Annotated in this window: 14 protein-coding genes; 9 read left to right on the top strand and 5 right to left on the bottom strand. The window is 58.2% G+C overall.

The window, feature by feature from the left end; genetic code table 11:
• Positions 1-34 precede the first annotated feature (34 nt).
• Together AOZ07_RS09980 and AOZ07_RS09975 are read left to right on the top strand one after the other, a co-directional pair.
• Positions 35-787, top strand: a complete 753-nt coding sequence (locus AOZ07_RS09980) for a metal-dependent hydrolase (RefSeq protein WP_060701865.1) — start codon at positions 35-37, stop codon at positions 785-787.
• Positions 788-861: 74 nt separating this feature from the next.
• Positions 862-1,800, top strand: a complete 939-nt coding sequence (locus AOZ07_RS09975; protein WP_171919690.1) for a protein kinase family protein — start codon at positions 862-864, stop codon at positions 1,798-1,800.
• Between the two features lie 5 nt (positions 1,801-1,805).
• On the opposite strand, the gene AOZ07_RS09970 is transcribed toward AOZ07_RS09975, so the two are convergent.
• The 3 genes from AOZ07_RS09970 to AOZ07_RS09960 all read right to left on the bottom strand — a co-directional run bounded on the left by AOZ07_RS09970 (position 1,806) and on the right by AOZ07_RS09960 (position 5,075).
• Complete coding sequence (locus tag AOZ07_RS09970; RefSeq protein WP_171919689.1) at positions 1,806-2,000, bottom strand: hypothetical protein; 195 nt, start codon at positions 1,998-2,000, stop codon at positions 1,806-1,808.
• Between the two features lie 134 nt (positions 2,001-2,134).
• Positions 2,135-2,539, bottom strand: coding sequence for an NUDIX domain-containing protein (locus AOZ07_RS09965; protein ID WP_060701862.1), 405 nt, complete (start codon positions 2,537-2,539; stop codon positions 2,135-2,137).
• Between the two features lie 4 nt (positions 2,540-2,543).
• Positions 2,544-5,075 carry a DEAD/DEAH box helicase gene (locus AOZ07_RS09960; RefSeq protein ID WP_060701861.1) on the bottom strand — a complete coding sequence of 844 codons (2,532 nt, stop codon included), beginning with the start codon at positions 5,073-5,075 and terminating at the stop codon, positions 2,544-2,546.
• Positions 5,076-5,152: 77 nt separating this feature from the next.
• Here AOZ07_RS09960 and AOZ07_RS09955 point away from each other — a divergent pair, with 77 nt between their 5' ends.
• Positions 5,153-5,944, top strand: a complete 792-nt coding sequence (locus AOZ07_RS09955; protein ID WP_060701860.1) for a trans-aconitate 2-methyltransferase — start codon at positions 5,153-5,155, stop codon at positions 5,942-5,944.
• Positions 5,945-5,946: 2 nt separating this feature from the next.
• Here AOZ07_RS09955 and AOZ07_RS09950 read toward each other — a convergent pair whose 3' ends face one another.
• Both AOZ07_RS09950 and AOZ07_RS09945 read right to left on the bottom strand, forming a co-directional pair.
• Positions 5,947-6,588 carry a phosphatase PAP2 family protein gene (locus AOZ07_RS09950; protein ID WP_194943637.1) on the bottom strand — a complete coding sequence of 214 codons (642 nt, stop codon included), beginning with the start codon at positions 6,586-6,588 and terminating at the stop codon, positions 5,947-5,949.
• 55 nt (positions 6,589-6,643) lie between these two features.
• Positions 6,644-7,297 (bottom strand): MBL fold metallo-hydrolase, encoded by a 654-nt coding sequence (locus AOZ07_RS09945; protein ID WP_060701858.1) that lies wholly within the window; start codon positions 7,295-7,297, stop codon positions 6,644-6,646.
• Between the two features lie 83 nt (positions 7,298-7,380).
• On the opposite strand from AOZ07_RS09945, the gene AOZ07_RS09940 reads away from it, so the two are divergent.
• The 6 genes from AOZ07_RS09940 (at position 7,381) to uvrC (ending at position 15,832) form a co-directional block, all read left to right on the top strand.
• Positions 7,381-7,758, top strand: coding sequence for a GntR family transcriptional regulator (locus AOZ07_RS09940; RefSeq protein ID WP_060701857.1), 378 nt, complete (start codon positions 7,381-7,383; stop codon positions 7,756-7,758).
• Between the two features lie 266 nt (positions 7,759-8,024).
• Positions 8,025-9,440 (top strand): PQQ-binding-like beta-propeller repeat protein, encoded by a 1,416-nt coding sequence (locus AOZ07_RS09935; protein WP_060701856.1) that lies wholly within the window; start codon positions 8,025-8,027, stop codon positions 9,438-9,440.
• A gap of 107 nt (positions 9,441-9,547) precedes the next feature.
• Complete coding sequence (uvrA, locus tag AOZ07_RS09930) at positions 9,548-12,418, top strand: excinuclease ABC subunit UvrA (RefSeq protein ID WP_060701855.1); 2,871 nt, start codon at positions 9,548-9,550, stop codon at positions 12,416-12,418.
• A gap of 87 nt (positions 12,419-12,505) precedes the next feature.
• On the top strand, positions 12,506-13,210 hold the full coding sequence (locus AOZ07_RS09925) for an HAD hydrolase-like protein (protein WP_075972474.1): 705 nt from the start codon (positions 12,506-12,508) through the stop codon (positions 13,208-13,210).
• Positions 13,211-13,882, top strand: coding sequence for a lysophospholipid acyltransferase family protein (locus AOZ07_RS09920; protein WP_060701853.1), 672 nt, complete (start codon positions 13,211-13,213; stop codon positions 13,880-13,882).
• Between the two features lie 3 nt (positions 13,883-13,885).
• Positions 13,886-15,832 (top strand): excinuclease ABC subunit UvrC, encoded by a 1,947-nt coding sequence (gene uvrC / locus AOZ07_RS09915; RefSeq protein WP_060701852.1) that lies wholly within the window; start codon positions 13,886-13,888, stop codon positions 15,830-15,832.

Below are 15,832 nucleotides of genomic sequence, written 5' to 3'. Positions count from 1 at the left end.
TAAAACGTCGGTGACCAGTCCTAAGGTTGAATGCATGATGGGTGGACACCACGCGGTGAGCGGCGCAGCCGCATGGTTGGCAATTACTACTCCGGTCACCGTGGGCTCGGTTGACCTGGGGCTGGGTACCTTCCAGATGGACCGCTGGGAGACGCTCGCTGGGGCGATCGTTTGCGCTGGTGCAGCATTGCTTCCCGATGCAGATCATCACGGTGCAACCATCGCCCGCGCCCTGCCGCCCTTTTCCAGTATTTTTGCCCGAGTCATCGGTGAAGTTTCCGGGGGACACCGCAACGGCACGCATTCCATTTTGGGCATGGCCTTTTTTATCTTTATCGCGTGGCTTGCAAATGGATGGGACGTTCATACCGCGGCGCTGGGCACGGTTTATCCAGGAGCGGCCCTCTTCGCGGTGCTGCTGATCTCCTTTGCCGTGAAGTCCGTGAAATTCATGCCGCCGGTGCTGTGCTGGGTCATTGCCTTGGCCACCGGAGCCTTTGTCGGGGTGAATGCTCCCGAAGAAAACACCTGGTTCCTGCTGGCAGTGGCCTTGGGAGTCATCGTGCATGTGCTCGGGGACATGCTGACCGTCGGCGGCTGCAATCTCATTTGGCCGATCAAGATTGGTTCGCCACGCTGGTTCCGCAAGCTGCCGCTGGTTGGCGGTTGCTGGAAAGCCAACGGCCGCGTGGCTGTTCCTGTCCTTGCAGAGACGGGATCCACGGCGGAGTGGCTTTTCGCGACCTTGTTGACGACCTACGTCGGCATTGCGCTCATTGTTGCCTGATCCGCCTTCCTCTGGAAGCGTGTCATTGCAGTAGCGCTTGTTAACTAGGCAGTGATCTGGCAGTATCGCATTTCATGCGAATTGAATTCACGAGGCGGGTCTCGTGGCCTGAACTTCCGCAGGAACTACGTTCAATCATTGAATGCCAATTATGCACCCATGTGGTTGGCTCTGTGAGCCGAACAGGTGGATTCTCGCCTGGAAGCGCCGACCTGCTGAAGCTACGAGATGGACGTACGGTGTTTGTTAAAGCAGTGGATGCTGGCGTTAATCAGCATGCGGCCTCATTACACGCGAGAGAGGCAAAGATTGCCGCTAGCTTGCCAGCAACTATTCCGGCCCCGAAATTCTTGTCAGATGTTCGATGGCACGGGTGGCAAGCGCTGATCTTTGCCGCAGCTGAGGGCACCTGCCCCAGTGTCCCGTGGAAAACCGAGGAACTTCATAGGGTTCTGGACACGTTGGTGAGCATTAGTTCAACCGTTGAAGTGCAAGCGGTCGAGAGTCTTCCAATCCTTGAAGAGGAGCTCCGAGAGGACTTTGCAGGTTTCGGCCGGATGATCAAAGACGGATTTGAACCTGACGATCGTTGGATTGCGCAGAATCTTGAGTATCTTGATAAGTTGTCGGAGCTCGGAGCTGATTCACTCTCGGGGGACGATTTGGTTCATTCCGACTTGCGTGCCGACAATATCCTGATTAGTGACAGTGGAGATATTTCATTCGTGGATTGGCCGTGGGCATCCCGCGGTGCCTCGTGGTACGACGCTTTGACAGTGTTGATCGAGGCCAGATTACACGTTCCTGAACTCGACGTTCAGGCTATCGTCGACTCACACCCTGTTTTCGAGTCAATAGCTCCTGAGGCACTGGTTGCTGTACTGGCTGGGTTAACTGGATTTTACTGGGACGCTGCCCGCAGACCGCCGATACCTTCGATGCCTACTTTGCGCGATTATCACGCACAGCAGGCCGTCGCCTGCTCCAGTTGGCTCAAGGAGCTCGCGGGTTGATAACTTCAGTATTTGGCTTGAGCCGCACGAAGGTTTTCGCCTTGATAGACCAATGCCAGCCCGAGCACCAAAAGCCCAGCCTGGAGCAAGGTGGAGAGCAGCGCTTCGGCGGCAAAAAGTGCCGACCAGCCGCTGAGCAGGACGATCAGGACAAACAGTATGACGCAAGCACCTGCCAGGCGCAGCTGTAATCCGTTCATGGCCATACCCTACGACACTGCCCGCTGCCTGGCTATCGATTTATCGATAACCCTGCAACGGGCAGTATCCTTGAGAGATCAAACCGGATATTGAGGCGAAGCTGCCTTGATCGGGCAGCCGGGCGCTTTGGCCCCTATCGTCGAAGAATCCCTGAGAGCGCTGCTTTCTCATGGGGTGCCAGATTTTCGGGAAGCAGATCATCCCTAAACCAGCGTAAATCCGCGGCCTTATCCGGTTCCATGATCCGAGGCGTTCCAGCCCAAGCGGTGGCCAGATAAAAATGATCTGTCATGCCATCGGCGCCTGCCACCGGTTGCTGCCGCGGCACAGTGGCCAGCGCCCGAAGATCGGCCAGAGCAATGCTCACGCCCAATTCTTCCCGAGCTTCCCGGATCGCCGCGGCCTCGCTTGATTCGCCAGGCTCGACGTGTCCAGCAGCAGAAATACCCCAGCAGCCGTCCATGAAGCCCGTGCCCGTCCGAAGCTGCAACAACACCTCGTTGCCCCGGCGGAGCACCACGTAGCTGATGGCGGTCATCGGGCTAGTCCATGCGCCCCACGGAAGTCACGGTCACCACTGGTGCGCCTACTTCATCTGAGTCGTCCAGGGAGATCGTTGCGCTGATACCCCAGTCGTGGTGCTCGGAAGGGTCGGCGAAGATCTGGCGGACTTCCCATACGCGGCTGGGCAGCTCATTGACAATGAACAGCTTCGAGCTGCGCCCGGTCGGGCCATCGTCGATGTCCTCATGCTCGTCGAAGTAGCCATCCATCGCATCGGCCCACGTATCGGCGTCAAAGCCGTTATGTCCATCGAGCTCGGCCAGAGCCTGATCCTGTTCGTCGGCAAATAGCTTGACGCGGCGGAACATCTCATTGCGCACCATCACGCGGAATGCGCGCTTGTTGCTGGTCAGCTTTTCCGGTGCCGGAGGCGGGGCCGTTTCGGTTTCTTCGCTCAGCTCGCCGCGGGAGAGCTCCTCCCACTCGTCCAGCAGCGACGAGTCGATCTGGCGGATCATCTCGCCGAGCCATTCGATCAGGTCTTCAAGGTCCTCGCGCAGGGCGTCCTGCGGGACGGTCTGGCGCAGCGCCTTGTAGGCATCGGTCAGATAGCGCAGCAGGACGCCCTCGGAGCGTGCCAGCTGGTAGTACTGGACAAAATCGGAGAAGCCCATGGCGCGTTCGTACATGTCGCGCACGATGGACTTCGGCGCCAGCTCGAAGTCCGAAAGCCAGGGGGCGCCGGAGCGGTACTGCTCGAACGCGGATTCCAGCTTCTCGGCCAGCGGCATCGCATAGGTGATTTCGTCCAGCGCGTTCATCCGGTCGTTGTAGTCCATGCCTTCGGCCTTCATCGCGGCAATGGCTTCGCCGCGGGCCTTCTTCTCCTGGCCCGAGAGCACCTGGCGCGGCTTTTCCAGGGTCGCTTCGATCACCGAGACCACATCCAGGGCGTAGCTGGCGGAATCCGGATCCAGCAGGTCCAAGGCGGCCAGGGCGAAGGGGGAGAGCGGCTGGTTCAGCGCGAAGTTCTGCTGCAGGTGCACGGTCAGCTCGTAGTAGTTGCCGTACTCGTCGGGCTCTTCGCGGCGCACCACAACTTCTGTGGCGATCAGCTCTCGCAGGATGCCCAGGGCGCGCAGCTTCAGCTTGCGCTGCGAGGCCGGGGTCTCATGGTTCTCGGAGAGCAGGCGCCGGGCGGCTTCGAAGGCATTGTCTTCGCGCTCCAGCAGGTTCAGCAGCATCGAGTGCGAGACCTGGAAGGAGGACTTCAGCGTCTCGGGGGAGGCCTCGACGATCTTCTCGAAGGTCTTTTCGCCCCAGGTCACGAAGTTCTGCGGCGGCTTCTTCTTCGGGATCTGCTTGAGCTTCGACGAACCCTCGCCATGCTTCTTCAGCGCCTTTTCCATGGCCTTGTGGTTCTCGATCGCATGCTCGGGGGCCTGGACCAGCACGGTGCCTGCGGTATCGAAGCCCGCACGACCGGCACGGCCGGCGATCTGGTGGAACTCGCGGGCGTTCACGATACGGGTACGAGTGCCATCGAACTTGGACAGCGCGGTGATGACCACGGTGCGGATCGGCACGTTGATGCCCACGCCCAGCGTGTCGGTGCCGCAGATGACCTTGAGCAGGCCGGCCTGGGCCAGTTGCTCGACCAGGCGGCGGTACTTGGGCAGCATGCCCGCGTGGTGGATGCCGATGCCGTGGCGCACCAGGCGGTTCAAGGTCTTGCCGAAGCCAGCGGCAAAACGGAAGCCGCCGATCATCTCCGAGATCTTTTCCTTCTCCTCGCGGGTGGCCACATTCACGCTCATCAGCCCGGTAGCGCGGTCGATCGCGTCGAGCTGGGAGAAGTGGACGATGTAGATCGGGACCTGCTTGGTCTTGATCAACTCCTCCACCGCTTCCTGCACCGGCTCCATGGAGTAGTAGAAGTGCAGCGGGATCGGGCGCTCGGCATGAGCCACGGTGACCGTCGGGGTGCCGGTGCGCTCTTCGAGTTCCTTCTCGAAGCGGGTGACATCGCCGAGGGTGGCGCTCATCAGCAGGAACTGCGCCTGGGGAAGCTCAATGAGTGGCACCTGCCAGGCCCAGCCGCGCTGCGGGTCGGCGTAGAAGTGGAATTCATCCATGATGACGCAGCCGACATCGGCCTTTGAGCCTTCGCGCAGCGCGATATTCGCCAGGATCTCCGCGGTGCAGCAGATGATCGGCGCGTCCGCATTGACCGAGGAGTCGCCGGTGACCATGCCGACATTCTCGGCACCGAAGATCTTGCACAGGTCGAAGAACTTCTCCGATACCAGCGCCTTGATCGGCGCGGTGTAGAAACTGATCTGGTCGCGGGCCATGGCGTAGAAATGCGCGGCAATGGCCACCATGGACTTGCCTGAGCCTGTGGGGGTGGCCAAGATGACGTTGTTGCCGCCAGCCAGCGCCATCGACGCTTCATCCTGTGCGGGGTAGAGGGTGATGCCGCGGGTTGCGACCCATTGGCCGAACGACTTGTAGATTTCGTCGTCGGATACGTTTTTGCTGTCTGCTGGCAAATATTCGGTGAGCAACATGATGCTACTAGCCTATCGGTTGAGAAGTGTGACTGAGCGCCTGATCGGGGTGCGGTTCAAAGGTTTAGGCTTAGGGCATGAAATGGGATCCAGCAAAGTACACAGAATTCTCTGATTACCGTGGGCGCCCTTACAAGGATTTGCTCGGCCAGCTAGTCGACGTGGAGCCGAAGAAGGTTGTGGATCTGGGCTGCGGTCCGGGCAATATGACTCGGCTCATCGCCCAAAGATGGCCGCAAGCGCAGGTGACGGGGCTGGATTCCTCGCAGGATATGATCGCCAAGGCCGAATCGTCCGAGCATGAAGCGAATCTGGATTTTGCGTTGGCAGATGCGAGACAATGGCAACCAGAGGAGGATCTGGATCTGCTGTTCTCCAACGCAATGCTGCAGTGGTTGCCGGATCATCGTGACTTGCTGGCTGCCTGGCTTGGGAAGATGAAAACCGGCTCGTATGTAGCGATCCAGGTGCCGGGCAACTTCGGTTCGCCTTCACATGCGCTCATGCGGCAGGTCGCTGAAAGCGCGAAGTGGGCTGGCAAGCTCGGCGGCGTTCTGCGCGACGGCCATGTTGTGGGGGAGCCGGAAGACTATCAGCGCCTCTTGCTCGACGCAGGGTTCCAGGCAAATGTGTGGGAGACGACTTTCCAGCAGTTGCTGCTGGGCGACGACCCGATTCTGGATTGGGTCCGCGGCACGGCCCTGCTCCCGGTGCGCCACGCACTGGACGAGCAGGACTACCTCCGTTTTGAAGACGATTACCGGGCCCAGGTCTCCAAGCACTACCCGTTTTTTGAAACCCGCGATGGCACCAGACTGACGAATTTCCCCTTCCGCCGCATTTTCATGATCGGCCATAAGCTCGGCTGAGGTCAGCGAACAGCCGAAGGACGGACTCTGCGCGGCAGCCCGGGCAGCAAATGGATGCAGGCCAGCACGATCAGCGCGCCGAGCGCCAGGCCGGAGAATACATCGTGGACATAGTGCGCTCCCACGCCCACGCGGGCCAGGGCAACCAGCAGGGCAGCAGGAATGGCCACGGCGGCCAACGCGGGTCGAACCAGCAAGCAGGTTGTGGCGATGGCCGCTGCCACCACCGAATGGTTCGAGGGCCAGGACCAATCCCCGGGCTGCGGGCATGCCATTGCCGTGACCGCTTCAAGGGTTCGACAGGGGCGTTCTTCGGTGACCAGCGCCTTGAGCAGTTCGCTCAGTGCGTAGGCCAGCACCGCCCCGAGGGCACCGCAGATCAGACGCCAGAAGGTGTTGCGGTCCCGGAACCAGATAGCCACCGTGAGCAGGATGGCTCCGAGCATCAAGAACTTGAGCAGGGTTTCCGAGCAGAAGACAGCCGCTGCGGACAACACCGCGGAGTCCCTCACGGATCCTGAAAGGCCCAGATACAGGACATCGCGCAACGGGTAGGACACGACCGCAATCAGTGCCAGGGCCGCAATGAAGATGGCTGGCCGAGAAGGCCGGATGGCATAGCGTCGAGGAGAACTAGAATTCACTAGTGGTGATTATACGGGCCGGGATGCGGTGTGGCCGCATGCCCTTAGCCGAGGGCTACCAGCCGCGTTCACGCCACTCGTCCAGATGCGGGCGCTCGGCTCCCAGAGTGGTCGAGTCGCCATGTCCCGGCAGCACTTTGGTTTCATCCGGGAAGCGGTCGAAGATTCGTTCCGATACGTCAGTGATCAATGAAAGGAAGCGCTGCGGATCTTTCCAGGTGTTTCCCACGCCACCGGGGAACAAGCTGTCGCCGCTGAGGACCACTGGCTGACCGGAGGAGTCCACCAGCGCATAGCCGATGGAACCGGGAGTATGCCCGCGCAGGTGGATGGCTTCGATGATGACATCGCCCAGCTTGAGCTGGTCGCCATGATTCAAACCCTTCGTGACCTGGACGCCTGATTCTTTCTTGATGCCTTCCATATCGTCGGCGCCTGCGTAGGTCGTCACCGGGTTTTGCTCGACAAGCTCTGCCAAGGCGCGAACGTGGTCCCAGTGCTGGTGCGTTGTCGCGATTCCTGCAATCCGCGGATGGTCCGCGTCGTTCCTTGCCTCATCGATCAGCCTCGCGATAGCCGTTGCATCATCCGCGGCATCAACGAGCAGCTGTTCGCCCGACCGGCGGTTGGTAATGAGATAGACATTGTTCGACATGTCGGAAACCGAAATCCAGCGGATGGTCACATCATCTAGCAATAGTTCGTTCATACCATCACACTACGTTGGAATATATGCTCAACGCGATAGGCTCGGGACAGCAGAAGTCATAGTCCTGGAGAATGGAACAAAGCATGAGTGAACTAGGTTTCATCAAGATCGACCCCAAGTCCGCCGTGGCGCCGTACCAGCAGGTCCGTGAACAAATTCTCTCCGCGATCGCCAAAGGCAAATTAGCGCCAGGAAGCAAGCTTCCCTCGGTGCGGGCGCTGTCGGGCACACTGAACCTGGCAGTAAATACTGTCGCCAAGGTTTACAAAGAACTTGAGCTGCAGGGCGCAGTTGTAACGCGAGGGCGCCACGGAACAGTAGTACAGGCTGCAGAGAACCGAGCCGAACAAGAAGTTAGCGATGCGGCAGCGGATTTGGCCCGGATTGCGCAGCTGTGGTCAGTCGATGAGGCCACTGCCGTAAAGTACCTGCGTGCCGCCTTCAGCTCCTTGCCTCGCTAAGCGACTAGGCATTTGAGTCCACGAATCAGTGATTGAAAGATTTGTGGATAGCTCTCCTGGAAGCTCGAGATCCCGGTTTAGACTCTGGAACTAATTAACGTTCCCGGAGGCAGGAATCCACCATGAACTCGGATAGGAATGGTCGCACGCACTACGCGAGTTTCGCGGTCATCGCTGCAGGGGCGCTAATTCTCGGTCTTGGGCTGCCAAGCTGTACTGCGAACAAGGCGGAATCAAGCCCAGAGACGCCACAATAGCAGGTGCCCGTGTCCGCGACTGTTGCCTGGGAAAGCGATGAAGTTCTCGTATCTGACGTAAAAGTTCTCGGCGAGGTAGCCATTGCCTATCGGCGCCAGGGACCGCAGATGGCAGTCATTGCCAGAAACCTGAACAACGGCAAGCAGCTTTGGAAAGATGAAGCGCTTGGGGCGGCCGATGCTCAGGGCATCGTTCCGGAAATAATTACCGCCGAGTACAACGGAAAGACGTATGTCGCATACCTCGGGACTAAAACCGGGGCTTATGGCCAGCTGAAAATCACCAATGTCGCCACGGGCAAGCCTTACAGGATCAAAAACAACTTCGAGTTTTGGGGCGATCGACCGTCGGTCTGTGGCGACACCTTCTGTACTGAAGGACGAAAATCTCGTGGCGAGAACTTGCTCGAACGTGTGAACCTCAAGTTCGATTGGGCTTCGAGGCAATGGCAAGTCGTTCCCGAACGCGAACTTGAAAAAGGAATCCGGGAAGGTGGCAGGAGCCTCGGCGAAGGCATCACGTCCTATTGGAACGAGAATGATCAGGAAATCCTGAGCTATTCGCATGGCAAAAAACTCTTGTGGGAACGACCCTACGAAAAAGTTTTCGCCAAAGGGTATGGTTCCACCGGCGGATGGCATTGGGATTCAGTGGGGAAGAACAAAGAGATCCTGATCGGCTTTGGGTCTCTCACGCAGGATGATTTCATCGATTCTGAAAAGAAAAAGGCCAAATATCGGATGGTCGACCTGAACAAACTTGTCGCGTTGGACGCAAAAACCGGACGTACCCTTTGGCAACTACAAGGAATCGCTTATGGGTGTGGAGACCTAACTGGGCAAGGTTTCATGGCCGACGAAAAAACTGCAGTCGTGTGCCACTACGATGCAGGAACGCAGGTGCTGACGAGAAAACGCGGTCGAATCTACGCCAAGACAACCAACGTCACATGGACCGCGAGTGGGATCGATATAAAAACAGGCGCCAGAAAGTGGCGGCTCAAACTGTCAGACCCATACGCTTACGATGAACGACTTGAGGATGCCGGTATTCCTCTAAATAGAAAAGCGATGACGCTACTTCCAGTTGCTGGTGGCGACCAGGCGGTCACTAAAGAAGAAGGAAGAACTATCGCGCTGCAACAGGTGCTGGGGGAAACGACGATTTGCAGGTTTGACCGAGATCCGTATTACATCTATTCCGCGACATTGGGCACAACAGCACCGTGGGACCATAAGGCATCAGGCGATACTTTGTTCCAAGAGGCCCAGGGAGTCTGCAAGCGTGGTTCGTGGAAACCTACTAATTCAATTCCTGCCGTTCAGGAATTTGGACGTGTCGGCTATGACGAAAAAGAGTTGGTTGTACTTAGCACGCTTCAAGGCATGGTGGCCTATCGCTTGATTGATGCCAGTGGAAACTAGCCCCGGATTGGCGCTCGCCGGGACTGCGAATACACCTCGAGAAAAATTTCTGTGAGATAGGTCCATTCGTACACTTATTCGAAGCAGTTTTCGATTAGTATGGCTTCGTGGCTATTACTGCAGAGAGCAAGAAAACAGATCTCACTCGCCTGGTCGTTAAGGGAGCGCGTGAGCACAACCTGAAAAATGTGGACATCGATCTGCCCCGCGACGCGATGATCGTCTTCACCGGACTTTCCGGATCCGGCAAGTCCTCCCTGGCATTCGACACGATCTTCGCTGAAGGCCAGCGGCGTTACGTTGAGTCGCTTTCTGCGTACGCCCGCATGTTCCTCGGGCAGGTAGACAAGCCAGATGTTGACTTCATTGAGGGTTTGTCTCCGGCGGTGTCGATTGACCAAAAGTCCACCAGCCGGAATCCCCGGTCAACAGTAGGCACGATCACCGAGGTCTACGACTACATGCGTCTGTTGTGGGCTCGTGTCGGACGCCCGCATTGCCCCATTTGCCATGAGCCGATCTCCAAGCAGACTCCACAGCAAATCGTGGACCAGCTCATGGAGCTGCCCGAAAAGACTCGCTTCCAGATTCTTGCCCCCGTGGTTCGCGCACGAAAGGGCGAGTTCGTCGACCTCTTCGCCGAGCTGTCCTCGAAGGGATTCTCGCGCGCCCGCGTTGATGGCACCACCATTCAGTTGAATGATCCGCCGAAATTGGCCAAGCAGGTGAAGCACACCATTGAGGTCGTCGTTGACCGCTTGGCCATCAAGGAAGATGCACGCCAACGCCTGACCGATTCGATTGAAACCGCGCTGGGGATCGCCGACGGCCGCGTGCTGGCCGACTTTGTCGACCTTGCCGAAGATGACCCGAAACGAGTTCGGGCATTCTCGGAAAACCTGGCTTGCCCTAATGAGCATCCACTGGCCATCGATGAAATCGAGCCACGCACATTCTCCTTCAACAATCCTTTCGGCGCGTGCTCGGCATGCTCGGGCATCGGCACCAAGCTGGAAGTTGACGAGCACCTGATCGTGCCCGATCCAGAAGTGGCCCTAGCAGACGGCGCAATCGCCCCATGGTCGTTGGGCAAGGCAACCACTGAATACTGGAATCGCCTGATCGAAGGCCTGGGCCACGAGCTCGGCTTCACCATGGAGACCCAGTGGAAGGACCTGTCTGCCAAGGCCCGCGAAGCGATCCTTAACGGCAAAGACCACAAGGTTGTGGTCCAGTACAAGAACCGCTTTGGCCGTGAGCGCAAGTACTCCACCGGTTTCGAAGGGGTCATCTCCTACGTTCACCGCAAGCATGAAGAAACAGAGTCCGATCATGCCCGTGATCGCTACGAACAGTACATGCGACAGATTCCTTGCCCGACGTGTGGCGGAGCGCGCCTGAATCCTGCGTCGCTGTCGGTCCTGATCGGCGGGCGTTCCATCGCTGAAGTGTCGGCTATGGATTTGCGCAGTGCCGCCAACTTCCTGTCGACCATTGAGCTATCGTCCCGCGAGGCGAAGATCGCAGCCCAGGTGCTGAAGGAAATTGACGCCCGCATGAAGTTCCTCTTGGATGTGGGCCTGGAATACCTCACCCTGGAGCGCGCTGCCGGCACCCTGTCCGGTGGCGAGGCTCAGCGCATTCGCTTGGCAACTCAGATCGGTTCCGGTCTGGTCGGTGTCCTGTATGTCCTTGACGAACCATCTATCGGGTTGCATCAGCGCGACAACCGCCGCTTGATCGACACCTTGCTGCATCTGCGCTCCTTGGGCAATACGCTCATCGTTGTTGAACACGACGAAGACACCATCGCCGAAGCCGACTGGATCGTGGATATTGGGCCAGGTGCCGGTGAGCACGGTGGCGAAGTAGTGCACTCGGGCTCGGTCGAAGGATTGAAGGCCAACACCAAGTCGCTGACCGGAGACTACCTCTCGGGGCGCAAGAAGATTGATGTCCCAGCGAAGCGCCGCAAGGTTGATAAGGACCGCAAGCTCAAGGTAGTCGGCGCCAGCGAAAACAACCTGCAGGATGTTTCCGTGGAATTCCCGCTGGGCTTGCTTACCGCAGTGACTGGCGTGTCGGGTTCGGGCAAATCCACTTTGGTCAACGACATCCTGTACAAGGTGCTGGCCAATAAGCTCAATGGCGCCAAGCAAGTACCGGGACGGCATACCCGGGTGCTCGGCCTTGAGCACCTGGACAAAGTCGTACACGTGGACCAGTCGCCGATTGGCCGCACTCCGCGGTCCAATCCTGCTACGTACACGGGAGTTTTCGACCACATTCGCAAGCTCTTTGCCGAGACCAACGAAGCCAAGCTGCGCGGCTACCAGCCGGGTCGATTCTCGTTCAATGTCAAGGGCGGACGTTGCGAGGCGTGCTCTGGCGATGGAACGCTCAAGATCGAGATGAACTTCCTGCCTGATGTCTACGTGCCGTGCGAGGTTTGCCATGGTGCACGCTACAACCGCGAAACATTGCAGGTGCTTTACAAGGGCAAGAACATCGCAGATGTCTTGAACATGCCAATTGCCGAGGGAGCTGAATTCTTCAGCGCCTTCACGCCGATCGCACGCCACCTGCGGACCTTGGTCGATGTCGGATTGGGCTATGTCCGCTTGGGCCAGCCGGCGACGACGCTATCCGGTGGCGAAGCCCAGCGCGTTAAACTTGCCGCTGAATTGCAGAAGCGCTCGAACGGCCGTTCCATCTACGTCCTGGATGAGCCAACGACAGGTCTTCATTTTGAGGACATCCGCAAGCTTCTGAAGGTCTTGCAAGGCCTGGTGGACAAGGGCAACACCGTCTTGACCATTGAGCACAACCTCGACGTGATTAAGTCGGCCGACTGGGTCATTGATCTTGGTCCTGAAGGCGGTTCCGGCGGTGGCACCATTCTGGCGACTGGAACGCCTGAAAAGGTCGCCAAGGTCGGCGAATCGCACACCGGGAGGTTCTTGGCCGAAATCCTGTAGAAGTGGTGGAGCGGATCGGGGAAATATGCCATTTCGGTCATGGATTCCTGACCCACGCCCGCTTCATGGGAAGATAGCTAAGTGAATATGTCGGTAACAAGTGTGCTCTTTGATCTTGACGGGACCCTCGTTGACCCCGCAGGTGCTATTACCTCGGGTATTCGTCATGCCCTCGTGGCCCACGGTCTCCCGGATCCAGGAGAGGCACGTGTTGAAGCGCTGGTGGGTCCGCCACTGCAAGTTGGGCTGCGCACCCTTGACGGGGTGACCGACGAAAATATCGACTCCATCATCGCGACGTACCGTGCCCGGTACGAAGAGGTGGGCATGGACGATTCGCTGGTTTATCCGGGGATCGTCTCGCTTCTTGAGGCGCTGCGCCACGAGAACATCTACGTCGCTGTGACCACCGCAAAACCGGTGAACATCGCACGCCTGCTTCTGGAACGCAAAGGCCTGACTGAGCACCTCGACGCGATCCATGGAAACGCTGACGAGCACGGCAGTACCGGTTCGAGCAAGACGCATATCGTTGCTGAAGCCTTGTCCCACGGGGATCTTGAGGCGAGTTCGAGCGTTGTCGTGGGGGATCGGTACTACGATCTGGATGCGGCGCGTGAAAATTCTGTTGCATCTATCGGTGTGGCTTGGGGATTCGCGCAAGGCGACGAACTGGCCAGCGCCGACCTCCAAGTCGAAAACGTCAGTGAATTAGCAAAGGCGATCCTGGGGGAGCATATAGCCCGTTCCTTCGAAATTGAAGCAAGCGTCATGCAGGAAGGTGCGAAATAGATGAGCATCTACACCATGACGCGAGCCTCGATTCGCGGCGTAATTAATGGAATATGCCGCGCCGAAGTTACCGGCCTTGAAAATGTGCCCAAAGAGGGCGGATTCATTGTCGCTTCCAATCACCTATCCTTCTTCGACTCCTTGATTATCCAGGCCCTGACCCCTCGTGACGTTGCCTTCTTCGCAAAGGCAGAGTACTTCACCACACCAGGTGTCAAGGGCAAGCTCATGAAAACCTTCTTCGAGTCCGTTGGATCAATTCCCGTGCAGCGCGGCGAGCAGGCTGCTTCTGTGGCTGCCCTGGATTCCTTGGTCGGCATCATTGAGGAGGGCGGCGGAATCGGAATCTATCCCGAAGGAACCCGTTCCCGCGACGGAAAGCTCTACCGGGGACGCACTGGCGTAGGCTGGCTGGCACTGACCACTGGCGTACCTGTAGTCCCTGTTGGCCTCATCGGGACTGAAAAGCTGCAGCCAGCAGGCTCCAAGGGCTTCAGGCCGGCAAAATTCCATATCCACTATGGTGAACCACTGCACTTTGACCAGCTGGGCCGAAAGCATCCGCTGCCGCAACGTCGCCAAGCGACCGACCGCATCGTTGATGCAATTGCTGAGCTTTCTGGCCAGCAGCGCGTGGACTCATATAATCAGTTACCTCCAGACGCGAAATAACCTATGGCTGATCCAGCAAGTTACCGTCCGAAGACCTCGGATATTCCAACAAAGCCCGGCGTGTACCGGTTCCGCGACGAGCATGGCCGTGTGATCTATGTTGGCAAAGCCAAGGTTTTGCGCAATCGACTCACGTCGTACTTCGCCAACCCCGACCGCCTGACGCCCAAAACGCGAGCCATGGTCTTCACCGCGGGCAGTGTCGAGTGGACCGTTGTTGGATCCGAGCTGGAAGCCCTGCAGCTGGAATTCGTATGGATCAAGGAATACAACCCCAGATTCAACATCGTTTTCCGCGATGACAAAACGTATCCGTATCTTGCGGTGACCTTGAATGAAAAGTACCCCCGTGCTCTTGTCATGCGAGGCGACAAGCGCAAGGGCGTCAAGTACTTTGGCCCTTTCTATCCGGCCAAAGCCATTCGAGAAACCCTGGACACCCTTTTACGCGTATTCCCGGTCCGCAGCTGCGCCCCCGGCGTTTTCAAGCGTGCCGAAGCGTCCGGGCGCCCATGCTTGCTCGGCTACATCGACAAGTGCTCGGCACCCTGCGTCGGGCGCATAAGCGAAGAAGACCACCGTCAACTGGCTGACGACCTGTGCACCTTCATGAGTGGTGAGGCAACCAAGTTCACCAAGGCGCTCACGGTAAAAATGCAGGAAGCCGTCGCCGAACTCGAATACGAACAAGCCGCTCGCTATCGCGACGACATTTCTGCGCTGAACCGCGTTTTCGAACGTAATGCCGTTGTCTTGGACGATCGCACTGAAGCCGATATCTTCGGGGTCCATGGGGACGAATTGGAAGCTGCGGTGCAGGTTTTCCATGTGCGGGACGGCCGAATTCGCTCGCAACGAGGCTGGGTAGTTGAAAAGGTATCCGACGCTTCCGATGCTGAATTCGTCGAGCAGCTGCTGACCCAGATTTACGCGGATCACGCCGATCGGATCCCTCGCGAGATCCTGGTTCCGACACTGCCCGAGGACATCAACGAAGTGGCCACCTGGCTTTCGGACCTGCGCGGCTCCAAGGTCTCGCTGCGCGTAGCGCAACGCGGCGACAAGGCGGCGCTGGCCGGAACCGTGAAGGAAAACGCCGAACAGGCATTGCGATTGCACAAGTCCAAGCGGGCTGGGGACATCACTACCCGTTCATTGGCCATGCAGGAACTGCAAGAAGCACTAGGCGCCGAACAGGCCTTGCTGCGCATTGAATGCTACGACGCGTCGCATACGCAAGGCACGAACGTTGTGGCGTCCATGGTGGTATTCGAAGACGGGCTCCCTAAAAAGAGCGAGTATCGGAAGTTTTCCATCACCGGCGATGCGGCACGCGATGATACCGCGAGCATGTACGACGTAATATATCGACGCTTCAGTCGGTACTTGAAAGAAAAAGTCGATCCAACGGCCTTCGTAACCGGTGCAGTCGAGGATGGGTCGATCGGCGAGGTCGAAAAGAAGAAGTTCTCATATCCGCCCTCATTGGTCATCGTGGACGGCGGGCCGCCACAGGTCGCCGCGGCCCAAAAAGCCATGGACGATCTCGGAATTGACGACATTCCAGTGGTCGGACTCGCCAAGCGCTTGGAAGAGCTCTGGCTTCCCGATGATCCCTTCCCGGTCATCCTTCCACGTGCTTCGGCATCCCTGTACCTTGTGCAGCGGCTTCGCGATGAGGCGCACCGGTTTGCCATCACGTTCCATCGCGAGAAGCGGGCGAAGTCAATGATTTCCTCCGAGCTGGACGCGGTGCCTGGACTCGGGAAAGCCAAGCAGGCGGCATTGCGCAAGCACTTCGGATCAATGAAAAAGATTCGTGCTGCGAACGTCGACGAGCTGACTCAAGTTCCTGGCATCGGTGAGAAGCTTGCCACCGTCATCAAAGAAAGCCTTGAGGATGCTTCACGTCCAAGCGTGAATATGACGACAGGCGAAATTGTCGACTAG

It is taken from the genome of Glutamicibacter halophytocola, from assembly GCF_001302565.1.
GTDB classification, from domain to species: domain Bacteria; phylum Actinomycetota; class Actinomycetes; order Actinomycetales; family Micrococcaceae; genus Glutamicibacter; species Glutamicibacter halophytocola.
The sequence above is the reverse complement of the archived record's forward strand: the minus strand, read 5'-3'. Positions and strand labels throughout refer to the sequence as shown.

Excerpts from the sequence above, each read along its gene's own strand:
- AOZ07_RS09980 (WP_060701865.1), top strand. The coding sequence starts at position 35 with ATGATGGGTGGACACCACGCGGTGAGCGGCGCAGCCGCATGGTTGGCA.
- AOZ07_RS09925 (WP_075972474.1), top strand. The coding sequence starts at position 12,506 with ATGTCGGTAACAAGTGTGCTCTTTGATCTTGACGGGACCCTCGTTGAC.
- AOZ07_RS09960 (WP_060701861.1), bottom strand. The coding sequence starts at position 5,075 with ATGTTGCTCACCGAATATTTGCCAGCAGACAGCAAAAACGTATCCGAC.
- AOZ07_RS09920 (WP_060701853.1), top strand. The coding sequence starts at position 13,211 with ATGAGCATCTACACCATGACGCGAGCCTCGATTCGCGGCGTAATTAAT.
- AOZ07_RS09940 (WP_060701857.1), top strand. The coding sequence starts at position 7,381 with ATGAGTGAACTAGGTTTCATCAAGATCGACCCCAAGTCCGCCGTGGCG.
- AOZ07_RS09965 (WP_060701862.1), bottom strand. The coding sequence starts at position 2,539 with ATGACCGCCATCAGCTACGTGGTGCTCCGCCGGGGCAACGAGGTGTTG.
- AOZ07_RS09970 (WP_171919689.1), bottom strand. The coding sequence starts at position 2,000 with ATGAACGGATTACAGCTGCGCCTGGCAGGTGCTTGCGTCATACTGTTT.
- uvrC (WP_060701852.1), top strand. The coding sequence starts at position 13,886 with ATGGCTGATCCAGCAAGTTACCGTCCGAAGACCTCGGATATTCCAACA.
- AOZ07_RS09955 (WP_060701860.1), top strand. The coding sequence starts at position 5,153 with ATGAAATGGGATCCAGCAAAGTACACAGAATTCTCTGATTACCGTGGG.
- AOZ07_RS09975 (WP_171919690.1), top strand. The coding sequence starts at position 862 with ATGCGAATTGAATTCACGAGGCGGGTCTCGTGGCCTGAACTTCCGCAG.
- AOZ07_RS09945 (WP_060701858.1), bottom strand. The coding sequence starts at position 7,297 with ATGAACGAACTATTGCTAGATGATGTGACCATCCGCTGGATTTCGGTT.